This window comes from Rothia dentocariosa ATCC 17931 (genome assembly GCF_000164695.2).
In the GTDB taxonomy this organism is placed as follows: Bacteria; Actinomycetota; Actinomycetes; order Actinomycetales; family Micrococcaceae; genus Rothia; species Rothia dentocariosa.
On the sequence record NC_014643.1, the window covers coordinates 1,501,014 to 1,524,000 of the forward strand.

At 54.2% G+C, this 22,987-nt stretch carries 22 protein-coding genes and 1 tRNA gene; 13 read left to right on the forward strand and 10 right to left on the reverse strand.

Translation table 11 applies throughout. The features are described from left to right. Positions 1-5: 5 nt before the first annotated feature. A tRNA-Leu gene (locus HMPREF0733_RS06510) sits at positions 6-79 on the forward strand. A gap of 219 nt (positions 80-298) precedes the next feature. Here HMPREF0733_RS06510 and HMPREF0733_RS06515 read toward each other — a convergent pair. Both HMPREF0733_RS06515 and HMPREF0733_RS06520 read right to left on the reverse strand, forming a co-directional pair. Then, a complete protein-coding gene (locus HMPREF0733_RS06515; RefSeq protein ID WP_013398575.1) occupies positions 299-721 on the reverse strand; it encodes a DoxX family protein in 423 nt (140 codons plus the stop codon). Positions 722-954: 233 nt separating this feature from the next. Continuing rightward, entirely contained in the window at positions 955-2,157 is a 1,203-nt protein-coding gene (locus tag HMPREF0733_RS06520; RefSeq protein WP_013398576.1) for a GmrSD restriction endonuclease domain-containing protein, read from the reverse strand. A 227-nt stretch (positions 2,158-2,384) separates the two neighbouring features. Between HMPREF0733_RS06520 and HMPREF0733_RS06525 the strand changes: the two genes are divergently transcribed. Beyond that, on the forward strand, positions 2,385-3,287 hold the full coding sequence (locus HMPREF0733_RS06525; RefSeq protein ID WP_013398577.1) for a Cof-type HAD-IIB family hydrolase: 903 nt from the start codon (positions 2,385-2,387) through the stop codon (positions 3,285-3,287). Positions 3,288-3,309: 22 nt separating this feature from the next. On the opposite strand, the gene HMPREF0733_RS06530 is transcribed toward HMPREF0733_RS06525, so the two are convergent. Beyond that, a complete protein-coding gene (locus tag HMPREF0733_RS06530) occupies positions 3,310-3,918 on the reverse strand; it encodes a TetR/AcrR family transcriptional regulator (protein ID WP_013398578.1) in 609 nt (202 codons plus the stop codon). A gap of 101 nt (positions 3,919-4,019) precedes the next feature. Here HMPREF0733_RS06530 and HMPREF0733_RS06535 point away from each other — a divergent pair, with 101 nt between their 5' ends. The 4 genes from HMPREF0733_RS06535 to ilvA all read left to right on the forward strand — a co-directional run bounded on the left by HMPREF0733_RS06535 (position 4,020) and on the right by ilvA (position 9,269). Next, positions 4,020-5,237: an MFS transporter gene (locus HMPREF0733_RS06535; protein ID WP_115333583.1), complete on the forward strand. Its 1,218-nt coding sequence runs from the start codon at positions 4,020-4,022 to the stop codon at positions 5,235-5,237. 192 nt (positions 5,238-5,429) lie between these two features. Beyond that, positions 5,430-6,392, forward strand: coding sequence for a Bax inhibitor-1/YccA family protein (locus tag HMPREF0733_RS06540; RefSeq protein WP_004006077.1), 963 nt, complete (start codon positions 5,430-5,432; stop codon positions 6,390-6,392). 148 nt (positions 6,393-6,540) lie between these two features. Next, positions 6,541-7,887, forward strand: a complete 1,347-nt coding sequence (locus HMPREF0733_RS06545; protein ID WP_013398581.1) for an AI-2E family transporter — start codon at positions 6,541-6,543, stop codon at positions 7,885-7,887. 128 nt (positions 7,888-8,015) lie between these two features. Further along, positions 8,016-9,269 (forward strand): threonine ammonia-lyase, encoded by a 1,254-nt coding sequence (gene ilvA, locus HMPREF0733_RS06550; RefSeq protein WP_013398582.1) that lies wholly within the window; start codon positions 8,016-8,018, stop codon positions 9,267-9,269. 84 nt (positions 9,270-9,353) lie between these two features. Here the strand turns inward: ilvA and greA are convergent, their stop codons facing one another. Beyond that, positions 9,354-9,851: a transcription elongation factor GreA gene (gene greA, locus HMPREF0733_RS06555; protein ID WP_004006080.1), complete on the reverse strand. Its 498-nt coding sequence runs from the start codon at positions 9,849-9,851 to the stop codon at positions 9,354-9,356. A 169-nt stretch (positions 9,852-10,020) separates the two neighbouring features. Further along, positions 10,021-10,482, reverse strand: a complete 462-nt coding sequence (locus HMPREF0733_RS06560) for a DUF4307 domain-containing protein (RefSeq protein WP_013398583.1) — start codon at positions 10,480-10,482, stop codon at positions 10,021-10,023. Positions 10,483-10,679: 197 nt separating this feature from the next. On the opposite strand from HMPREF0733_RS06560, the gene mca reads away from it, so the two are divergent. The 6 genes from mca (at position 10,680) to HMPREF0733_RS10760 (ending at position 16,611) form a co-directional block, all read left to right on the forward strand. Further along, entirely contained in the window at positions 10,680-11,642 is a 963-nt protein-coding gene (gene mca / locus HMPREF0733_RS06565; RefSeq protein WP_013398584.1) for a mycothiol conjugate amidase Mca, read from the forward strand. A 216-nt stretch (positions 11,643-11,858) separates the two neighbouring features. After that, complete coding sequence (locus HMPREF0733_RS06570; RefSeq protein ID WP_244864667.1) at positions 11,859-12,170, forward strand: hypothetical protein; 312 nt, start codon at positions 11,859-11,861, stop codon at positions 12,168-12,170. Then, on the forward strand, positions 12,157-12,975 hold the full coding sequence (uppS, locus tag HMPREF0733_RS06575) for a polyprenyl diphosphate synthase (protein WP_013398586.1): 819 nt from the start codon (positions 12,157-12,159) through the stop codon (positions 12,973-12,975). The genes HMPREF0733_RS06570 and uppS overlap by 14 nt, the downstream gene beginning before the upstream one ends. A gap of 6 nt (positions 12,976-12,981) precedes the next feature. Next, positions 12,982-13,515: a prepilin peptidase gene (locus tag HMPREF0733_RS06580; protein WP_013398587.1), complete on the forward strand. Its 534-nt coding sequence runs from the start codon at positions 12,982-12,984 to the stop codon at positions 13,513-13,515. A 41-nt stretch (positions 13,516-13,556) separates the two neighbouring features. Further along, positions 13,557-14,078, forward strand: a complete 522-nt coding sequence (locus HMPREF0733_RS06585; RefSeq protein WP_013398588.1) for an NUDIX hydrolase — start codon at positions 13,557-13,559, stop codon at positions 14,076-14,078. A 553-nt stretch (positions 14,079-14,631) separates the two neighbouring features. Then, a complete protein-coding gene (locus HMPREF0733_RS10760; RefSeq protein ID WP_013398589.1) occupies positions 14,632-16,611 on the forward strand; it encodes an S-layer homology domain-containing protein in 1,980 nt (659 codons plus the stop codon). Between the two features lie 147 nt (positions 16,612-16,758). Here HMPREF0733_RS10760 and HMPREF0733_RS06595 read toward each other — a convergent pair whose 3' ends face one another. The 3 genes from HMPREF0733_RS06595 to HMPREF0733_RS06605 form a co-directional block, all read right to left on the reverse strand. Next, entirely contained in the window at positions 16,759-18,165 is a 1,407-nt protein-coding gene (locus HMPREF0733_RS06595) for a class II fumarate hydratase (protein ID WP_013398590.1), read from the reverse strand. A gap of 231 nt (positions 18,166-18,396) precedes the next feature. Next, on the reverse strand, positions 18,397-19,035 hold the full coding sequence (locus tag HMPREF0733_RS06600) for a carbonic anhydrase (RefSeq protein WP_013398591.1): 639 nt from the start codon (positions 19,033-19,035) through the stop codon (positions 18,397-18,399). Positions 19,036-19,110: 75 nt separating this feature from the next. Next, positions 19,111-19,839: a DUF4245 domain-containing protein gene (locus tag HMPREF0733_RS06605; RefSeq protein WP_013398592.1), complete on the reverse strand. Its 729-nt coding sequence runs from the start codon at positions 19,837-19,839 to the stop codon at positions 19,111-19,113. Positions 19,840-20,045: 206 nt separating this feature from the next. Between HMPREF0733_RS06605 and glpX the strand changes: the two genes are divergently transcribed. Further along, positions 20,046-21,038 carry a class II fructose-bisphosphatase gene (glpX, locus tag HMPREF0733_RS06610; RefSeq protein WP_004006091.1) on the forward strand — a complete coding sequence of 331 codons (993 nt, stop codon included), beginning with the start codon at positions 20,046-20,048 and terminating at the stop codon, positions 21,036-21,038. A 105-nt stretch (positions 21,039-21,143) separates the two neighbouring features. Here the strand turns inward: glpX and HMPREF0733_RS06615 are convergent, their stop codons facing one another. Next, the gene (locus HMPREF0733_RS06615) at positions 21,144-22,166 is read right to left on the reverse strand and encodes a lipid II:glycine glycyltransferase FemX (protein ID WP_013398593.1); all 1,023 of its coding nucleotides are present in this window, start codon (positions 22,164-22,166) and stop codon (positions 21,144-21,146) included. A 121-nt stretch (positions 22,167-22,287) separates the two neighbouring features. Next, entirely contained in the window at positions 22,288-22,932 is a 645-nt protein-coding gene (gene purE, locus HMPREF0733_RS06620) for a 5-(carboxyamino)imidazole ribonucleotide mutase (RefSeq protein WP_013398594.1), read from the reverse strand. Positions 22,933-22,987 lie beyond the last annotated feature (55 nt).

The window sequence follows — 22,987 nt, forward strand, 5'->3', positions numbered from 1 at the left end:
ACTTTGCCCCTATAGCCCAATTGGCAGAGGCAGCGGACTTAAAATCCGTCCAGTGTGGGTTCGAGTCCCACTGGGGGCACACTATAATAGCCCGTCGCATCCAATGTGTATTCGGATGTGACGGGCTATTTGTATGCCTTGGGAGACGAATGTGTCTCTACCTTATGAGAAGCATGGGATCGCCGGGTAGGGGAAGAGAAGCCACGGTATATAAAGAAGGCACCGCCAGCGATGACGGTGCCTTCAGGATGGGTAGATGAATGAGTGATAGATACGTTCTAGAAGAACGCTCAGGCGGTTAAGCCTTATTGCGGCTGAAGAACGAATCTAGTGAGTACCTGCCTCCACCGGTCAGAATGAACATGATGGCTGCCATACCCAAGACGAAAACGTACTCGAAACCTGCGCCGGTCTTCTGGTCGGTGATGAATGGGTCGTTGATGTGAACAAAAATAAAAGCACCTGCCATAGCGATTGCGATGGCAGCTGCGGCAAAACGAGTTCCTAAACCAAGGATTAAGAGAGTTCCGCCAATAAGCTCGGCACCAATGGTAAAGTACGCCGAAAGCTCGGGCGCAGGAATACCCATTTTGGCGAACGCTGCACCTTCTGCTGCGGGACCGATCAGGAATGCCTTCTGGAAACCGTGCATGACAAAGGTGAAGCCCAACGCTACACGGAAAATCAGGGTGCCAATAGATTTAGTTATTTCATTCTCCATGACTACAAGGTTGTCACGTAAAGTTTTATCAAGTAAAGGTAAACATCTATAAATCTTTTTTACACAGGTTCTACACAGCTTAAACACAGGTTCGGCGTGATGCTGCACTCTTAAAGCACCTGTATGGGTTTCAAGATGAAGAATTGTGACAGTAGACCCCCGTCCTTACTGCTTGTCAAGGCGGGGGTATATGTATCTGTAGGGGAGTGCAGACGGAGGTAAGGCTTAGAGACTTAGCGTGACTCGCATGCTATGCCGTCACCGTCACGATCAAGATGCTCGGAATATCCCGGTGCGCCTCGGTGCATATTACGATACCCCGCAGCACGGGCATCATCGCAGGTTTGGAAAGTTAGGGCCGGGGCGGGGTTCTGCTCCTGCGGCGAATCTGCCTGGGGCACAGGAGCGGGGGCATCAGGCACAGGCTTCGGAGCGGGTGCTTCTGCGGCTCCTGCGCAGGGTGTAAGAACGTTGATCATAGCCTCTTTTTCGGCTGGTTTGACCCACAGGTGGTACTTAGCTTTCACCCGAATCTGACGTGCCACATAAGAGCAGCGGAACGATGCGTTTGCTGGCAGCCAGGTGGCGGCATCCGAATCGCTTTTCTGTTGATTCGCAGGGCCATCAACTGCCAGAAGGTTTTCGGGATCATTGGCGAGTTGTAAGCGTTCTTGAGCCGAAATCTCCTGAGCGCCCGACTGCCAGGCATCAGAAAGCGCCACCACGTGGTCGATCTGAACCTGCTCCGAGGTATCTTTCCCGCGCATGAAATTAATGACCTTCCCGGTGTAAGGATCGTTAAGAATGCCCGAGATCACCACGCATCCGCGAGAGTTTTTGTGCTGTTTTGCGGTGAGATCCCGGTTGAGAATGTCATTGCGGGTATCGCATCCGTTATGGTCGATATCGCTCCAGGCATCTCCGAACTGGGCACGGGAGTACCCGGTCTTAGGGGCGCGGCCTTTAACGGGAAGGGTATTGAGGATGCGCAGGGCCTCACTAGCCTCGTCAGATCCTATAGGCGCCGTTCCCTGAGGCTTGATGGAGCTGGTATCAGGATTGACTATAGTGACGGTTCCGGGGCGAACTTGGGAACCCTGATGAGCCGTCGAAGTATCGGCATTATTCTCTTCAGGTGATTCGCCTACCTCGGTCACGGTGGGTGTTTGCTCCGAATCCTGCGCGGAAACCGTGGGTTGCTGTGAGGCCTCCGCGCTTTGTGAAGAAGCAGAAGAATGTTCAGCTGAGGAGGTGCTGGACGCAGAGACGGTAGACTCAGAAATTGTGATAGTTTCAGAGGAGCATCCGCTCAGTGCAAGTCCTAGGGCTAGAAAAGCTGCGGAAAATCTTGTGCCGAGTTTCAAGGAACGCCCTTGATCTGATGCAGAGGACCAAAAAGCATGCGCATTGGAGCGCGATGACAGTATTTTTAACATCAATGATTCCTAGAGATTGTATGTGTGCATAGAGTGAATGCTTTTCACAGTATAGAAAGAAAACGTCTGTAAAGGGGGAATTTTGGTGATGTCACGCGATTTATGTATATAAAGAAACTAAAATTAATGGAAAAATGTGCGGAGCAGAACGATATTCTCTCTCGCATACAGTCAGCTTGTGTTTATAAACGTAGCCTTTGTACATGCCGATTATTAGAGGAACCCCGATGCCCACACAGCAGGAAAACCGCAGCAACAAGCCCGTGCGTATGGTTGCCGTAGATATGGATGGTACTTTCCTGAATGATGATAAGACGTTCGATGTTGAGCGTTTTGAGAGAATCCTAACCTGCTTGTCTCGGCATGGAATTTATTTTGTGGTAGCAAGCGGAAATACCTACACGAAATTACGCCAGTATATGCATGGTTTTGAACATCGAGACATTATTTATATCGCAGAAAATGGTGCCTATGTAGCGGATGATTCCGGGGAACTTGCGGTGCATCATTTTGCTACTGAGGACTTGCCGCGTGTGTACGAGATACTGAACGGTATGCCTCAGTTTGGGATCGTTGTGTGTACGGCAGAGAGCAGCTTTATACTGGAAAACCGCGAAAAAACGGTTATGAACATTATCCGGGACTATTTTGAGGTGCAGGGTAAGCCGTTGCCGCAGAATATCGATCCCTTCGCTTTTGCCAGTATGTTTTATCCCGGAACCGAGCGTATTAGCTCTTATGAGCAGGTGCGTGGTGTTCCCATCAAATTTTCTCTGCAAGTAACGCATCGGGATCTGCCGGATGCTACAGCACAGTTACGGCGCACCTTGCCGAAGACGGTAACCCCGCTCGTTAGTGGTTTCGGTGCCATTGACCTGGTGCGTGCTGGTGTGAATAAAGCAACGGGGCTGAAAGATCTGTGTGAGCGTTTGCGGATAACCCCTGCTCAGATAGTGGCCTTCGGTGATAGCGATAACGATCTTGAGATGCTCTCGTTCGCCGGTACCGGTGTGGCAATGGCCCACGCTTCAGACGAGCTCAAGACCGTGTCTCAGCGGGTGATTGGCTCGAATAATGACGGTGCGGTGCTCGACTATTTAGAGAGCATGCTCGACGAATTAGACGGGTAAGCCCCCGTACCAATAAAGGAGTTTAGCTCTTATCCGACTTGCAATGTGGGTTCCCTAGCCTCCGCGCTGCCTCCACCACGGCGGCGCGACGTTTGCAGTGCTCCTCTTCGGTGGGCTCGCCGCAGAGCATGCGAGATACCTGCGGCATGGCCGACCACCACCCCACGATAGCGAGAATAAAAAGTACAAGATAGGTGGCGTCTATATCGTCCGTGACGGAACCTGCCTCTTGCCCAGCGCGCACCGCATTCGCTTTGAAGGTGTAGTGACCGCGCCTGTATTTCTCATGGGGGACTTCACCATCAATTGTGAGGGATTCCCAGCGCAGCAGACGCAACAGATCGGGATGTTCACGGTGATAGTCGTACATGCGTCCGGCGTAATCACCAATATCTTCGGTGGCAAGCGACGTAAGACCGACGACTTCGGCAACTTGGTCTAGTTCTTCGTGCAGAATAGCCTTGAAGAGTTCTTGTTTGTTCCCAAAGTAGTTGTAGATACGCTCCTTATTGACCTTCGCCCTCTTGGCGATACGCTCCACGGTCGTCCCATCGGGGCCGTGCGCGGTAAATTCGGCGAGAGCCGCATCTTTGATCTTTTGTTTCGTACTTTCGGTATCCCAAGCCATCATCTGTAATACTCGCTTTCGACACTTCCAACGTTATGGTTGCAATTTACGCCTTAATGGTACTAGGGTTAATTCCAACGCTTTCGTTGGATTGGAGTTTACTCATGTATCACCATGCAGAGAACACGACAACAAGGACCACTACATCGGCCTCTTCAACCTCCGAAGAATATCCTGCTACACGAACTGCGGTGGTAATTCTGGTATCCACGGCACTGTTCGTCTTAGCACAGTTATATGCTTCTATACCGCTGCTCGCCCCGGTCTCGTCTGCCTTTCGAGCTAACGCAACGTTCGCCCTGTCGCTGTGCTTCAGCCTTGCTTACGCCGTGGGATTTCTTATATGGGGACCGGTTTCGGATCGTTACGGACGAAAAAAGGTTGTGGTTCTCTCCCTGAGTGTGCTTACCCTCACTACCCTTGGATGCGCCTTCGCCCCTACGCTCGGCGTGCTCACTATTCTGCGGGCCTGCCAGGGGATGGCTGCCGCCGGATTTGCACCCGTTGCCCTAGCATATCTCACGGAATCTGTACTGCCTGCCGGGCGAGCACGACCTATCGGTGCAATGTCCACTGCGTTCTTGGCGGCTGGAATTTTTGGGCAAGTATTCGCCTCTATTATTGCCCTAAGCCTTGGCTGGCGATGGTTCTTCGGGGTGTGCGGTCTTATCTTTATCGGAACCGTTTCTCTGGTTCTGTGTACGATGCTTGAGCGCCCCCGCACTGGACAAACGACATCGTTGTGGAAACAATATGTGACTCTCGGTTCCCTCTCTATCAAGCCTATTTTCCTCTTGTACGGTCTTGCCCATATAACCCTTCTTCTCGTCTTCGTAGCCTTGTATACGGGGCTGGGGCGGCATCTTGAAACCCTAGGCGTTGCGGCATCCGGCATTGTTTGGGTGCGTCTTGCTGCCTTTCCGGCAATGCTGATAAGCCTTTATGCGGGTTCTTATGCGAAAAAATATGGGGTACTTCGCGTGGCGCAGCTTGGATACGTTTTATCTGTTCTTGGGCTGCTGGGTGGGGTACTGTGCGCGCAGGTACTTGCTGGCATCGTCGTATGCAGCCTTATCTATGTTGCGGGTGTTGCTTTAGCGATTCCCTCGATGATTACTCTCTACGGCGATGCGGCGGCACCGCATCGTGCCAGCGGTATGGCGCTTAACGGTTTTGTTCTGTTCGTGGGAGCAAGCCTGGGCCCTGTTATCGGCGCGTTACCCTTAGCGTTCACCACTCTCATACTTTTGCTGGTGGGTTTCCTAATTCTGGCTCTGCTTTCACTCGCGGCTGCTTCGCGAATCAACAACCGGCTAGTTTGAGGAGGATCATGATTTTGAGACCCTGCAGAAGTCTTAAACTGTGGGGGAGTACAGCTTAGGGTGAAAAAGACATGATGGCACCTCAAAATTACCCTGGAATATGAGCTTTTATGGAGGAATAATCCCCGGAATTTCTCAGAATTCGATAGAATATTGAGAAACTCTTTGTAAATCTCACCGAAGGAGAGAATGATGGCGGGTAACCCGTTTATTAATTCAATCGCCAAGCAAAATAGGCAAGGCGATCCCCGTTTCGGGCGTTTTGGTGCGGGTGGTTCCTCGTCGCAGGGTCAGTATCAGGCACAGCCGAACTACTCCAGTGAACCGCAGCAGTACGGTCAGCAGACCTACGGGTATGGTCAGCCGCAGCCGAACCAGTATGCTCAGTACGAGCAGCCTTATGCTCAGCCGCAGCAGGCGAACTATGACCAGTACCAGCAGGCGCAGTACGATCCGTATGCACAGCCCGGCTATGCTCCCGTTGCCGAGGGCGACCGCCTCACCATGAACGATGTGATCATGAAGACCGGTCTGAACCTGGCTCTTGTGGTGCTCGGTGCCGCAGTTTCCTGGTATCTGCCCTACCTCATGTTCGTGGGACTTATCGCAGGTCTGATCCTGGGTATCGTTAACGCCGTCAAGCGTAAGGTTTCCCCGGCTCTGGTTATGCTGTACTCCGTGTCCGAGGGCCTGCTTTTGGGTGGTATATCCGGTCTGCTCAATAAGAGCTACCCGGGCATCGCTATTCAGGCTTTGCTGGCAAGCGTGATTGTCGCCGGTCTTACCTTGGCTCTCTTCGCAAACGGTAAGATCCGTGCTACTCCGAAGATGACCAAGATCTTCATGATCGGTATGTTCGCTTACCTGATCTACGGCATTGTTTCCTGGCTTGGTGCGGGTCTGTTTGGTTCGCCCCTGGGCAGCCTGAGCATCGGCGGTATTCCGCTGGGTCTGATTGTGGGGCTGTTTACTGTTGCTATGGCAACCTACTCGCTTCTGCTGGACTTCACCAACACTGCCGAGGCGGTGGAAGCAGGTCTTCCCGAGCGCGAGTCATGGCGTTTGGCATTCGGCCTGACCGCATCGCTGGTCTGGCTGTACATTGAGATTCTGCGTATTCTCATGTACATCAACGAGATGGTCAACAGGGACTAACAGCATTGAGGATACGGCGGTACTCACAACCGGTGGGTGCCGCCGATTCTTTGTTTTGAGCCTGCTAGACTTGCGGAATAACTATATGCCGCAGCAACGGCATGGGCGAGAGACGATTTCTATAGCACCGACTTTTCAGGAGATTTGAGTGAGCGAATCCGTAGCCGGACAGAGCACCGGCAGCACGCATCAAAACCTAACGGCAGGGGAGAGTGAACAGGATGTGCGGGCACAGAAATTAGCCCGTACCGGCGTACCCTACGCTCTTAATACTGCGGCGGCCTGGTCGTGGCGTCTGATCGTAGTGGTCGGTGCCGTGTGGCTTGTATGGCAGGGGCTTTCAAAGGTATCTCTGCTGATTATTTCGGCGATGGTGGCTGCGCTTTTGGCTGCGCTTCTAAGCCCCGCCGTGTACGCTATGCGTAAGCACGGTATTCGTGCTGGTGGCGCGACCGCTATTGCCGAACTCGGCATGATTTTAGGAATTGCCGCTTTACTGGCCCTTACCGGGCAGCAGCTTGTGCGGGGGTTTGTCTCGCTTACCAACAACGCCATTCAAGGGTATCAGCAGCTCGTGGACTGGCTTAAGGGCATGGGGTATGAGCTGGGCGCTGATCAGCTTAACCAGATTCTTAATCAGATAGAACAGGCGGTGAGCAATAACCCCTCAACCGTTTTGCGGAGCGTATCAGAGGTTGGTTCTACCGCTGCAGAGTTTGCCACCGGCGTGCTTATTACTCTTTTTACCCTCGTCTTCTTCCTGATGGAGGGAGAGCGCATCTGGCTGTTTATCGTCAAGCTCTTCCCACAACAGGCACGCGATGCGGTGAACGGCGCGGGCCGTGCAGGGTGGAAGTCCTTGGGCGCTTATGTGCGGGTGCAGATCTTGGTGGCCGCTATTGACGCTGTGGGCATTGGTGTTGGCGCCGCCATTTTGGGGGTTCCGCTGGCGATTCCGCTGGGCGTTCTGGTTTTCTTAGGGTCTTTTATCCCGGTTATTGGTGCTCTTATTTCTGGGGCGGTCGCCGTTCTGCTGGCACTGGTAGCTTTGGGGCCGGTTCAGGCGCTCATTATGATCGGCATTGTGCTGTTGGTGCAGCAGCTCGAATCGCATATTCTGCAGCCGCTCATCATGGGTAAAGCGGTCTCGCTGCATCCGCTCGCCGTGATTTTTGCGGTGGCAGGCGGGTCCATGATTTTCGGTGCAGCGGGTGCACTATTTGCGGTTCCCGTGCTCGCCGTTGTGAACTCGGTTGTGCGCTACTTGGCTGCACGGCAGTGGGAGAATGACCCGGAGTTGCGCCGTGAAGAGTTCCTCTTCCCGTATGAGGTTGAGCGCCGTGAGAAATCAAAAAAGCGTGAAGAAAAAGCACAGAAGGTTGTTGCGCAGGCGCGGGAAGCGATTCGTGGTGAAGACGATTCCGAAGGCACCGTACCTGAGACTAGCTCTACACAGGCGACTAAAACCGTCTCGCCTTCCAAGGACGATACGTAATTGTGCAGTTCCCCTCCAGAAAAGCCCGCGTGAGATGAACAACGCGGGCTTTTCTGTTCTGTATTAGGCTTCTTCATCGCCTAAAATAGAGGGCAGAAGCTGATGAGAGCGTAAAGAACGGATCCGATGTGAACGCACCCCTAACCGATCTACCCGTAACCCTGGAGAATATCGAGACAGCAGCGTCGCTCCTCGACGGGGTTATCGAGCGAACCCCTGTGGCGCATTCTCGTGCCCTGAGCCTCAAACTGGGGTCGGAAGTTTTCTTCAAATGTGAGAATTTGCAGCGTGCGGGCTCCTTCAAAGTGCGTGGCGCCTATGTGCGCATGGCAAAACTCAGCGATGCAGAAAAGAAGCGCGGCGTGGTGGCCGCATCTGCGGGTAACCATGCACAGGGTGTTGCTCTCGCAGCGGCGAAACTGGGTATCAAGGCGCGTATTTACATGCCCCTAGGTGCAGCCCTTCCGAAGGTGACCGCAACCCGCGACCACGGCGCCGAGGTCGAACTGCACGGTACGACCGTGGACGAGGCGCTGGCTGAAGCAAAACGCTATGCCGAAGAGACCGGCGCGGTGTTTGTGCATCCCTTCGATAACGAAGATATTATTGCGGGTCAGGGAACGATCGGATTAGAAATCCTGGAACAGGTGCCTGAGGTCGATACCATCATTGTGGGCGTTGGCGGAGGTGGCCTGCTTGCTGGTCTTTCGGCGGCGGTCCGTGCGAAGGAAGAACAGTTGGGTAAAAAGATCCGCATCATTGGTGTGCAGGCTGAGCATGCGGCGGCATATCCGCTTTCCTTGGCTGCGGATGCGCTTGTCCCGTTGAAGAAGGTCTCGACGATTGCAGATGGCATTGCGGTGGGACGCCCCGGTCAGTTGCCGTTTTCCATTATCAAGAAGCTTGTCGACGATGTAGCGACGGTGAGTGAAGACGATATCGCCCGGGCCCTTATCTTCTTGATGGAGCGCAATAAGCTGGTGGTTGAACCCGCCGGATCGGTTCCGGTGGCGGCGCTTATGAACGGCAAACTCAAGGAAACATACGGCGATCTGGGAACTGTCGTATGTGTGCTCTCGGGCGGCAATATTGACCCGATGCTCATGCTGAAGGTGATTCAGCGTGGTCTTTCGGCGGCGGGTCGGTATATGACGATTAAGATGATGCTCTCAGACCGTCCGGGTGAGCTGGCGACGATCTCGCGCATCATTTCGGAGAATGACGCGAATGTTACTGGCGTGGATCACACGCGCGTAGGCGGTTCTCTGTCGATGGGCGATGTCTCCATTACGATCGATATGGAAACCAAAGGCGTGGAACACTGCCGTCAGGTTATCTCGGCTTTGGAGGAAGAAGGCTTCAAACCCATCGTGGTGTACTAATTTTGAGAGGTCATCTGCGCAGGATATAAAGGTGGGGTTCGGTCATATAACCGAACCCCACCGTGCGTTTAAAGCTTCGTGATTCTAACCCTGGAAAGGCTTGACTGAAACAATCTTCGCGGTCAATTCCTTACCGTTAGGGGCAAGATAGGTGACCTCATCACCTTCTTTTGCCCCCAGAATCGCCGCACCCATCGGAGACTTTTCCGAGAAGACCTTCAAATCAGAGTTGGCGGGCAGAGTCTCCTCGATTTCGCGAGAGCCCAGCAGGAACTTCATAGAACGGGAAGCTACTTCGGCCTCAATAACCATGCCGAGGGCAACCACACCGTCATCGCTGGGGGCGTCTCCTACCTGGGCGTTTTCCAGAAGATGCTTAAGCTGGTTGATGCGAGCTTCGTTTTTACCCTGTTCATCGCGTGCCGCATGGTATCCGCCGTTCTCACGCAAGTCTCCCTCGTCGCGAGCGGCGGCGATGCGGTCAACGATTTCTTGACGATACGGACCTGAGAGATATTCAAGCTCCTGAGTCAGCCGATCGTATGCGTCCTGAGTGAGCCATGCGCCGTTGCTTTCAGCCATGCTTCTCCTTTGGTTATGCTCCGGTATAAAACCGGCGCGTTGGTCTGGGGGTTCTCCCCTGGAAAGTATCACCCTATTCTAGGGCAGAAAGTACACATGCCCTAAATATCTGAGTGTTAGGGCGTGTATCATTTCGCTGAGCGCTCACCGAATCGTGGGTGTGATACGGCTATTTAAGCCGACAGGAATCCACGGTAACCGTGGTTGCCTCCGAGAGTATGCGCAGGTTCGCGCTGTGTTGTGTGACTCGGGTGTTGCCCTGCTCTGCGCTGTTAGGACCAATTTCGACGTCGGCCCATCCCACCGCAACACGGGAAGAATTAAGCGCCTTAAGCGAACAAACCGCGGTGTCTTGTGGGTTTTTAGAGAGTTCAAAACGCCCCTGTGCCTCGTCATTGCTGATGAGGGTAAACCCGGTATCGCGTGCACTTGGGCGGGATTGAGAATCCATCTGTACCCACACCACAAAAGCGCCCGCCACAACCGTAACACAGGCAGCAAGAAGCACCCACATTCGCGTGGAGAGGGCACGCTGCCGAACAGGTTTGGCGCCATAGCGCTGCGCTAGGGTATCGGCATGAGAACCGGTAGCTGCCGTTTCGCTCGCCTGCGTGTGTGAAGGATCTGTCATAGCTTTCTTCTCGTGGTGTCTAGTGGACGATGCGGTACAGAAGATGGTCTGCACCACGATACTTTACACCGTCATAATGCTTCATTTAGGGTGGTTTTCTTGCGCTATTTCTGTATGATTACACTTTTAGGAGATGCTCTTAATCTCTACCATTTTAAACCCCACAGTATAAGCCCTTTGTCATCATAAGGATTAACGTGAGCGACGCGCTAGAAAAAATCAAAGCAATTCTGCCTGAACATCCCGCAGTGCAGGATCTTAAACCTCTTGATGAGGAATACGCAGGGCTGCGTATCCTAGCCGTCCACGCTCACCCGGACGACGAATCCTCTAAAGGTTCCGCGACTGCTGCCGCTTATACCTCCCGCGGCGCCCGCTATATGGTTGCCACTATGACAGGCGGTGAACGCGGGGACATCCTCAACGAAGAAATTCGTAACGCTCCCAGAGCACACCGTGACCTGCCCGGATTACGCCGCACCGAAATGGCTCGTGCTGCTGAGATTTTAGGCATCGAACATCGATGGATAGGGTTCATGGACTCCGGTCTGCCCGAAGGCGACCCTCTTCCCCCACTTTCTTTCGGCAGCTTCGGTACACTGCCTCTCGAACAGGCCGCCGCACCGTTGGTAAGACTCGTACGCGAGTACAGGCCTCATATTATTCTCAGCTATGACGAGGTGGGGGGATACCCGCATCCCGACCACATCATGACCCATAAGGTTGCCGTCGAGGCCTACGAAAAGGCTGGTAACCCCGAAGCATACGTGGGGGAAGGCGAGCCCTGGAAACCCCTAAAGCTTTATTATGATCGTGCCTTCAACCCCGAACGCACCGTCGCTCTGCACGAGTACCTGCTCGATCAGCGGGGCGAGAGCGTCTTTGAAGGTTTCATCGAACATATGGCGCACCGCTTCAATGATGCACAAGACGGCACCAGGCACGAAACCACCACGCGAATTCTCTGCAGTGACTACTTCATCCATCGCGATCAGGCGCTTTTATCGCACTCCTCACAGGTGGATCCGCAAGGTATTTTCTTTGCGATCTCTACCGATGAGCAGAAGCATATTTGGCCCTGGGAGGACTATACACTTATCGACTCGCGGGTGCCGGTAACCCTGCCGGAGCATTCCCTGAGTGACGGTATATTTTTCTAGCCTATAGCCTCCGTAAGCGATCATGCGGTGCCCCTTGGCGATGCAGAGGCTTGCGGGCCTTGAGTACTGTGAACATAGCTAAACTCTTGGCGCATTCCCAGCTGAAACATGAACCTCAGGCGGGAATATACAAGATGTCACGCGGTAGAATGAAGACTTAGACAATCACACATGACCGGCTTACCGCTAGAAACCGGAATGTTCAGAAGGATAGTCATGAGCCACCTCATTCTTGATACGCTCGCCACAGTCCCCGACCTTGTGGCATTTGCCGCTCACGGTGTTGCGCTTGCAGCAGATAACACCCCAGCCGCCAACCCCGATGGGTCTGTTGCAGGTTCGCCCGGTATTGGCGGTTTCTTTGCAACTGCGGCGCTATCCCTCCTTGTCATTATTCTTGGCATCGACATGACCAGGCGCACTCGCCGTCTACGATACCGCGCACAATACGCTGCTGCTCAAGAAGCTGAGCAAGCTCAAGCCCAGCAGGATGCAGAGTCCGAGGACGATCAGCATGACGCCCGCTGATACTCTGGCGCTGCCCGTTATTACCGTGCATGGGGTTCCCTCTGAACCGGGAACCTCCCCGGAACCGAGCGTCTATGAACGCTCTATGGCAACTTCTTTAACCCCGCAGATGCTTCCTACACACATCGGTGTGCTGGTGGACGGCAACCGGCGTTGGGCCGCACAGCGGGGGCTGAGCACCCGTGAGGGGCACGCGGCAGGAGCCGAGCGCATCATTGACTTTCTGGGCTGGTGCGCCGACTTGGGCATACCGCAGGTCACGTTGTATATGCTCTCAACCGAAAATCTCAAGCGACCCGCCGATGAACTTACCGGGCTTATTGCCGTTATCGACGAATTTTTGCAGCGGCTGCATACCGCGCAGCAGGGGCCCGTGCACGCGGTTGGTAATGTTTCCCTTATTCCCCACGAGCTTCGCAACACCCTGGAGCGGGTTATAGAAGAGACCGCGCCCTTGCCTGGGGTGCGCGTGAATATCGCGGTTGGCTATGGCGGACGTCAAGAAATTGTGGATGCGGTGCGTGAACTTATTCTTGACGCTGAGGCTCAGGGCCGCTCGATGCGAGACCTGGCAGATACCCTGAACGTTGAGGATATTTCGCGTCGCTTGTACACCCGCGATATGCCCGATCCTGACTTGCTGATTCGTACCTCTGGTGAGCAGCGCCTTTCGGGCTTTCTGACCTGGCAAAGCGCCTACTCGGAATTCTATTTCTGTCAGGCTCTCTGGCCTGATTTTACGCGGGTAGATTTCTTGCGTGCCCTGCGGGATTATGCGGGTCGCACCCGCCGCTTTGGATCTTAGCCACTCATGCTTCAAGAACTCTCGAAACTCTTTACACAGGGAGTATCCGGCTGGATCGCCGGTATTCTGCTGATTCTTTACCTGCTGTACGCAGCTGGGTGTACGGTAAAACTATGGGGCTGGGATCTGCGAAAACACAGGCTACCAAACCGCATCGTATTTCCTTTCGTGTTTGCCACCCACACCGCTTTGCCGGTTATTGCTGCTCTGAGCGGTCAGTGGGGAACTATCCTGCGTGTATGGGGGAGTGGTCTTGTACTTTGGGCCTTCTACGTCCTGATGAGGATGCTCTCCTTCGGGGCGCTGGGCCGAGGGGACGTGAAACTTGCTCTCGCGCTTGGCGGGCTCATTGGCTACTTCTCGTGGGCTAACCTATTGTGGGCGACGTTGGTTACCTTTGTTGTGGGCGGATTATGCGCCGTGGTCTTGGTACTGAGCAGGTCCGTTACACGGCGCACCCGCATAGCCTTCGGACCGTTTATGCTGATAGGAATGATAGCGGCGGTTTTGGTGCCAAGCTACTCATTCCTATCGTTCTAAAGGCCTCGGGCCAAAACCACCGATCGACGAAAGGATCTTTGATGCCTACCCCCGAGTACATCGTGAATTTACGCAAGAAAATTGGTCACGAATATTTATGGCTTTCGGGCGCTACCGCAGTGATCCGTCGCGATGAGGATGGCAAGGTACTGCTGGTTAAACGCAGCGATAACGGCAGGTGGACTCCCGTGACGGGTATTGTCGATCCTGGCGAGAACCCGGCGCTTACCTGCATACGTGAAGCCTATGAGGAGGCGGGCGTGCGTATTGAGGTTCTAGAGCTTGCTCAGGTCAAGGCTGACCCCGCGATGCGCTTTAGCAACGGGGATCGCTGCCAGTTTTTAGATCACACGTTTTTGTGCCGGTGGGTATCCGGGCAGGCACGAGTGAATGACGAGGAATCTTCCCAGGTGCGATGGGTAGATGTGACGGATCCTCAGGAGCGTTCTATGCTCTCTGAGCGGATGCTTGACCGCATTGATGCGGCGCTGAACTATGACGGACATTGCCGTTTTGACTATGTATCTCACGCTCCCAAAGATGAACCTGAATCCTCTCGGTAACCGTCAATACTCCCTCTAATACACCCTTAAGCCGATAGCCGCGCGCCCGCATAATACCTGTTTGCTATGCGTTGAAGACCATGTGTACTCCCAAGGTTGTATCTGAGTATTTTTCTCGTACTTACCGTTGTTCATATCTGAGAAAAATAAAAATGGGGGTTTTATGCATTAATTTCGGTTTCTTGTAAAAATCTAAAATCTATAAATTATAGAAGGTTACCACCGAAAATATCTATAAATTTTTCAGATGTAGCACACCGTTAAAAAATAAGCCTATGCGTAATATTGTGATAATGAACATGTGGTGTATTTATGAAAAGTATATGTTGCTTTATGGGGTAGATATTGTTGATATATCAGCGAAGTAGGTTGTGTGATGGGGTAATATTTATAGCGTGTACATTGCTGGGATAAGAATTAAATTATGTTCCAAAAGAAATTTTTAAATGGGAAAACCCTGTATTTTGAGTTAAAGGTTTGATAAGGTGAATATGAGTGTTGAGAGATTTAACTCGCTCACTCCCAACCACATCTATACAAATGGAGAATAATAATGTCTCTTATCTACCCTACAAACAATTCACCTAACGAATCGCCCGGAAGAGCCAGAAATGCTCTCGGACGTAGCGCCTGTGCCCTCGTGGTGGCAGGCGCTTTAGTGCTTCCGCTGACCCCAGCGGGAGCTGTCACCGATCCTGGTGCTTCAACCCCTGCATCCTCCGCTACGGTGACCCCGCAGGTTGTGGCCGATCAGGAACCTCAAGCAACTCCGCAGCTCGTGGTCGAAACCCCCGATGAAGTCAACCCCTACTACGGGAAGACGCTCAAAATCAAAGGAACCGGTTTCTACGGTGTGGCGGCAGATCAGCAGGTCAGCCTCAAAGTTACCCCTTCAGATACACCAGCTAATTCCCCATATTTCACTACGGAATACGGCGTATATAACCTGGGGTATGTGAATGTTCCCGCATCGCAGATTCATGACGGAACCTTTGAGGTCTATTTGAATACCCAGCCGCTGCCGCTGAATGATTTCCATCCGGAACTCGATTATGTCGTCACCAGTACCCTGACCTCGACAACGCAGCAGGCGCAAGGATATGAAATCTTGCCCACCACAGCATACAACACCCAGGCACCGGTGCTGATCGCACGCCAGAACACCAATCTGGAAGTCGAGGGTAAGCCTAACTCGTTGGTGGAAGACTCCGTGAAGGTGCGCGGTACCGGCTATGACCCAAAGTTTATTCCTCAAGGCGGATACTTGCAGGTTTCTCTTATTGAGGGTGATTGGCCCAGAGGTCAGGTTGTTACTCAGGAAAGAACCGTGTCATCGGTGAAAGTTTCTGCCGAGGAGCTCTCGCAGAGCGGCCTCTTTGAAACTGCGCTTCCCTATCCGGCAGGTCTGGATGCACGCCGCAGCTACCGCATCGGAACCCAGGTCATTAATCCCGACGGAACGTTGGCAAACAACGCTCTGACCGAATACCTGGATGTTGAGTTTTCCTCGGAGAGTAAAGCACCGCAGCTGAACGTGAGCGTTCCCGCCGTGACCCCGACTGCCGATACCGAGATCACCGTGACCGGTACCGGGTATTACGGTTCTGGGAACGCCGAGATACAGGGGCAAAGTATGAACCTCGTTATTAACGAGATAGACCCGAAGACTGGCAAACCAACGGGCGCAGTTCTCACTCATCCAGTGGATTATACCTACCGGGTGGAAGAGAAAGACCTCTACGATGGCTTTACCGACGGTACCTTCCAGACCACCTTCACCATTCCCGCGAATACCCTCAAAACCGGGCACGTATACGAGCTTAGTACGGGGGTATATCCAAAGGACCTGAAGGACGATGTTATCTTCGAAGCCCACCAAAAACTCCCGTTAACGACTGCGGATCAACCGGTTCCAAATCCCAAACCGGCAGAGCCCCAGCCGGGCCCCGAACCCGCGCCAAACCCCAAGCCCGCACCCGGTGAGAAACCTACACCCGAATCGGATTTCAAAGATGTGCACGATCGTACCGCACACCGCGATGCGATTCTTTGGGCTTCGCAGCGACAGCTCGTCGATAGCGCGGACGGCTATTACCGCCCCTACGACGCTATAACCCGCGAACAGGCAGTTGTGACCCTCTACCGCCTGGCAGGAAGCCCTCAGGTTACTCTTCCGCAGGAGTCTCCCTATGTGGATGTTACCCCGGAACACCCGCACTACCGGGAGATTATTTGGGCACGCGAACGTGGTATCAGCTTCGGTTGGAGTGACGGTCATTTCCGCCCCGAGGCGGCTGCATCTCACGCCAGTATGGCTGCGTTTTTGTACCGTTACGCTGGGGAACCTGGCGTGAACCTACCGGAACAATCCCTATATGCCGATATGACGGCTGATTCCCCGTTCTACCGAGAGAGTACCTGGTTGAAGAAGAAGGGTCTTGTTTTCTGGTCTGAAAGCTGGTTCCAGCCCGATGGTGCCGTTACTCGCGCCGATTTTGCGGAACTTATCTATCAGTACGAACAAGGCAAATAGACCGAGCAAAATTCTGAGATAGAGATTTATCTATCCGTCCGCACCGCGGGCCTTAGCTCAAACGTTGAGGGGTTTCTACACATCGTGTAGAGGCCCCTCAACTATGTTCTAGGAGTGTTTGTTCGCGTGAAAACGATTATGCTCGGACTAGAAATTGCCCAGCATCTTGGTGACGTCTAGGGCTTCGTCGAGCTGAGCCTCAGTGACTTCGCCGCGTTCAACGTAGCCTAAAGCTACCACGGCATCGCGCACAGTGACCTTGTTTGCTACGGAATACTTGGCGATCTTCGCGGCGGCCTCGTACCCGATGAGCTTATTCAGCGGGGTTACGGTCGAGGGCGATGCCTCCGCTAGGAAGCGGCAGCGCTCTACGTTGGCGCTCAGGCCGTCGATCATCTTCTCTGCCGCCACGCGAGAAACATTGGCGAGCAGGCGGATGGACTGGAGCAGGTTAGCCGCCATCACCGGAATGCCCACGTTCAGCTCGAAGGCTCCGTTGGTGGAGGAAAGCGCGATGGTCGCATCATTACCAATTACCTGCGCCGCAACCTGAATAGTAGCCTCACAAATCACCGGGTTTACCTTGCCAGGCATGATGGACGAGCCGGGCTGCAGATCGGGGATGTGCAGCTCGCCTAAACCGGTGTTCGGGCCTGAACCCATCCAACGAATATCGTTGCTGATTTTCATCAGACCGTATGCGAGGGTGCGCAGCTGACCGGAAACCTCAACCAGACCGTCGCGGTTTGCCTGCGCCTCAAAGTGGTTACGTGCCTCGGTCAGGGGCAGGCCGGTTTCTTCAGCAAGCAGCTCAATCACGCGTGCCGAAAAGCCTGCCGGGGTATTGATACCGGTACCCACGGCGGTGCCGCCCAGGGGAACCTCAGCCACGCGGGGCAGGGATGCGTTCACTCGCTCAATGCCGTAACGCACGGTAGCGGCGTAGCCCGAGAATTCCTGGCCCAGGGTAATGGGGGTTGCATCCATCAGGTGGGTGCGTCCGGACTTGACGACGTCCTTGAACTCTGCGGACTTCTTTTCCAGCGAAGCAGCGAGAACTTCAAGGGAAGGGATCAGCTCTTTGACCAGTGCCTCGGTCACGGCAACGTGCACGGAGGTGGGGAAAACATCGTTGGAAGATTGGGAGGCGTTCACATGGTCATTGGGGTGAACTTCAATGCCCCGTGATTCCAGGGAACGGGTTGCCAAAGTTGCCAGAACCTCGTTGGTGTTCATATTCGACGAGGTGCCCGAACCGGTCTGGAAGACGTCAATGGGGAAATGCTCGTCGTACTCACCGGTTGCTACCAGATCCGCCGCCTCGCGGATAGCCTGGGCGCGCTCAGCATCGAGCACCTGAAGTTCCTCATTGGCGGTCGCGGCTGCCTTCTTAACGAGGGCAAGAGCGCGAATATGGGCTGATTCGAGGGTCTGCCCCGAAATCGGGAAGTTATCGACCGCGCGCTGGGTCTGTGCACGGTAGAGTGCGTTGGCGGGCACGCGAACTTCGCCCATGGTGTCATGTTCAATGCGGTATTCAATATTTTCAGCCATAACTCTAGTTTAGGGCTCAAAATGGCGGGTTTTCATACCCTTCGTGTAAAAATCGGAACATTTGGGGAATACCGTGCATGATGATACTCACCACGCTGTGGGGTTGTGTGGCGGTACCGTATGAAATCAAGTAAAGCCTGTTGGAACTTCTGGGGTTATGTTGGTTTTCTCGGGTAGATAACACGAAGGAGGCGGTGGTCACCGCCTCCTCGTATATAAAACGCGTGGGAACTACTTCACCTCGCGCGAGTCAAAGACAATATCGACCGCGCCAGAATCCAAATGATAGAAGCAGCCCACCACAATGGTCTCGCCGCGAGTAACTGCATCGGCAATAATGCGCGATTCCTGAAGCAGACGGGAAGCCGTCGCAGACGTATGAGCCCGTACCATCTCGTTCACATGCTGGCTTGGCTTCTCGCCGTGGGGAAGTTCTTGGGCCAGCACCGTAGGCTGAATAGTCTCAACTACTCGTGTAATAAAGCCGCCCGGAAGCTGCCCCGATTCCACCGACGAGCAGGTAGCCTGAACAGCCCCGCAAGACTGATGTCCCATAATGATCAGTACCGGCGTCTTGAACTGGGTGATGGAATATTCCAGCGAACCAAGGGCACCGTCATCAAGAACCTGCCCCGCGGTGCGTACCACAAAAGCATCGCCAAGACCCAGGTCAAAGATATGTTCCGGTGGTGTACGCGAATCCGCACACCCAAAAATCGTAGTGAAAGGAAACTGCCCACCCGTGAGTTCGTCGCGACGTGCCACATCCTGGTGCGGATGCGAAAGCTCGCCCCGTACAAAGCGTGCGTTACCCTCCTGCAGGCGTTCCAAAACGTACTCAGCGGTGGGTTGAACCGGACGAGAACCCATGAGCAGGCTCCTTAAAGTGAGAGGTATCTTCCCTCTATTTTACCGAAAACAGACCGTACATTTTGCTAGAGAAGATCACGAAATATTAGAAGTATTGGATGCACCCGGGGAGGCCGTCATCGTCGGCGCTTTCATATAGGTGACTGTCGCATCCGCCAACTGGGCAAACTCCGCCGGGTCTGCCGTGCCGGTGAGTATCACGGTTGTCGTCTCACCGTTGCCGTGAGGCACCTGCGCCACATAGGAATACACTTTTTCACTGTTCTTCTTAGAGGTGGCTGAACGTACTTCCCACTCCACACCGCCAATAGACTCGGTGCCCTGTTTCGCGGCGTTATCGACCTGTTGAGCCACCCAGGTAGGGTTTGTATCCTTCGCTTGGATCAACTCAATAAAATGATTTTTACTGGTCACCTGTCCGCTCTTAAAGTACGGGATATTATCGGGAGTATTACCCGTCCACCGCGCGTAGTTATAGTGCCAACCCTCAAGCTGCGGTACCGCCACCGGAAAACCCGCCTGCTGGGTAGATTCAGCCGCTACCTGCGATAAATTCACCTGCGGGCGGTACGGATTCTTATCCGGCTGCGGCATGAGCCAGAGCACCGGAATGAGAATAGCCACCATCGCCAGCATCGAAATAATCATATTGCGCGCCGGAGCATTAATGCGTTTCGCCTGTTTTTGTGTAATTTGTGGCACAACAGATGAATCGGCAGAAGCATCTGCGTGAGCCTTCGGCGCATGAGCGTTCTGACCATCGCTCTCAGCCGGTGTATGCGCGTGATTCTGAGAGTTTTCCACTCACACATTCTCTCATACGCTCTAAGACATACCGTTTCCCACACCCACCTGGGCGGATGTTCACCACGGTACATGCGCCCACGCAAACCCGTTCAATACACGCGAACATTCCGCCGGGCGCGTTATGCTAGTAAACAGGAGGTGCCGGTTCAAAGCGCTGGAACGAACCAGCCAGCCGGCCATGACAACGACCTCGAAGGTGAGCAATGACTGAAAACAATAACCACGCCGACCGCAACCTAGCTATGGAATTGGTGCGCGCCACCGAAGCCGCAGCCATCGCATCCGGTCCCTGGGTGGGCGCAGGCGATAAGAACCGCGCGGACGGTGCCGCCGTGGACGCGATGCGCTACCGTCTCTCGACCGTGCACTTCAACGGAACCGTTGTGATCGGCGAGGGCGAAAAAGATAAGGCTCCCATGCTATTCAACGGCGAAGTTGTTGGCGATGGTATCGGCCCCAACCTCGATATTGCGGTAGATCCCATCGACGGAACTCGTCTGACCGCATTGGGCATGGACAACGCCCTCTCCGTAATCGCGGTGGCAGACGGTGGTTCTATGTTCGACCCCTCCGCCGTGTTTTACATGGAAAAACTGGTGACTGGGCCCGAAGCCGCAGAGTTCGTAGATCTTCGCCTGCCCGTCAAACAGAACCTTCACTTGGTCGCTAAGGCACAGGGTAAGAACGTAAGCGAACTGACCGTGTGCGTTCTGGATCGTCCGCGTCACGCTAAGCTCATTGAAGAGATTCGTAATGCCGGTGCACGTACCCGCATTATCCTTGACGGCGATGTTGCGGGAGCTATTGCGGCCTGCCGTGAAGGAACCGGTGTTGACGTAATGCTCGGTACCGGCGGAACCCCCGAAGGCATCGTTGCCGCCTGCGCCATCAAGGCTACCGGAGGCGTTATCCAGGGCCGTCTGGCACCCACCGACGATGCCGAGCGTGAGAAGGCGCTCGCTGCGGGGCACGATCTTGACCGCATCCTCACAACTGACGATCTGGTCACCAGCGATAACTGCTTCTTCGCTGCAACCGGTATTACCGACGGCAAGCTGCTGCGCGGGGTGCGCTACGGCAAGAATATTGTGACCACCCAGTCGCTCGTTATGCGTTCCTCCTCGGGAACCGTGCGCATTGTGGAGGCTGAGCATCGCCTTTCTCGCCTGCGCGAGATTCTGTCGCATACAAAGTAACGTCTTGATATAAAGCCTGTGCCGCGCTCTCAATCATTGAGAGCGCGGCACAGGCCTTATCGTGTGAGCGTGGGCTGCCTGGAAACCTAGGCTGCCGAAGTGTCGTTATTTCTTCAGGCGTGCGCGAACCTTAGCTACTGTAGATTTCGCGGTTTCCTGAGCGATTCCCAGTGCTTTCTTGAGTGCGGGACGCGCGCGGTATGCGTAGCCGTAGGCGCGGTAGCCTAGCACGTTTACCGGAATGTCCCAGGTGCCGGGGTACTCAACCGAACGCCCGCCGAAAGACTTCTTAAATTTGGTGAACCCCGCCCATTCGTGATCAGGCTGATCTTCGGGTGCAATGCCGAAAAGATCCACATATTTCAGACCCTTTGCTTTAGCGTCCAAGATGAAATTGGTCACTACCGGAATGCCTGCCGAGAGCTTACGATGCGCAAAAGAGGCCGCCGCGTGAGCATAGGTGCGCGTATCATCAGAATCGTAGACAAATGCCGCCGCGATAGGCTCCTTGGAACCATCCTCGCCGGTCAGCTGAGCAATATAGAGGGACGCGGCATCGGCAGGCATGAGGGTCTTTGCCACCTGCATCAGATAGTCGTCCTGCTGACGGTTGAACCCGTTGCGGTCGGCGGTCTCAGAGAGGAACGTGAAGAGCACCTTCATATCCTCGGGGTTCTGAGACACCTCAATGCTGACACCTTTTTTGTGGATATTACGGTGCAGATTGCGGTTATTGGACTTCATATCCTTCAAAATTGCAGCTTCGTCGCCGGAAAGATCAATAATCTGCGTGTGTGAAGGCTGAACCTGGCGCGGTGCCAACGCAGCGCCGCGTGCCTTCAGGAACTCTGCCGCATCCTGCGAACCCCAGATAGCGGAGTCAATTGGTTCGATGCGCACAAACAGGCACCCGTGAGCCTTTGCTTCTTCTTTCAGCGAGTCGAGCGCGACATCGAAAGCCTGCGCACTCTGTGCCACCGGGCCGTAGGGGCTGTAAAGATACTTGCCGGTGCGCCCGCCCTCAACGGTAGCGAGATAGGACCAGCCTTCGCCCTCGTGGCGAATGACGGTATGACCAAGAGACTGTTGAAAACGTGCCCAAATATCGGATTGAAGAATATTGCTCATTCAACTATTTTAGCCTCAACCGCAGGTTACGCTGAGCGAAGGCGACCTTGGGAGCAGATAAAATACGAGCCGTTCCGTGAAGATACGGAACGGCTCGATAACACCGAGAAACGACCATACATTAGGGCACGTAAGCCTGCGGTTCGTCCCCTTCATCACGTGTAGAGTCGGCGGTCGGGGCGGGTTTGGGAGCCGCCGGTGCCTGTACTTTTTCTTCTTCGGCAACCTGGGCGCGATGCTCGGCGAGCTTAGCGCGCAGAGCCGTTCCCTTATCTACCGCGCTCTGGCGCAGATCCTTCGAGAAATCGAGAAGATCGGAGTGCACCTGCTGCGCGAAGTTGTCGGTGGCGCATCCTAGGATGCGCAGCGCCAGAAGTCCCGCATTGCGTGCGCCGTTGATAGACACGGTCGCCACCGGAACCCCCGCGGGCATCTGCACGATAGAAAGCAGGGAATCCATGCCTTCGAGATTCTTCAGACGCACCGGGACACCAATAACGGGCAACGCGGTAACCGAGGCGAGCATGCCGGGAAGATGCGCGGCCCCGCCGGCACCGGCGATGATTACGCGAATACCGCGCTGATGAGCCTGCTGGCCGTAGGCGATCATATCTTCAGGCATGCGGTGTGCTGAGACGACATCCGCTTCATAGGGGATACCGAATTCTTCAAGAACCGTAGCGGCTTCTTCCATGATGGACCAGTCGGAATCTGACCCCATCACAACGCCAACAACGGGCTTATCTGAATCGTACGGGGAGCTCATGAACAATCCTTCCTGTGAGCTAATAAGACACTACGGACACGAAATATACCGGCAA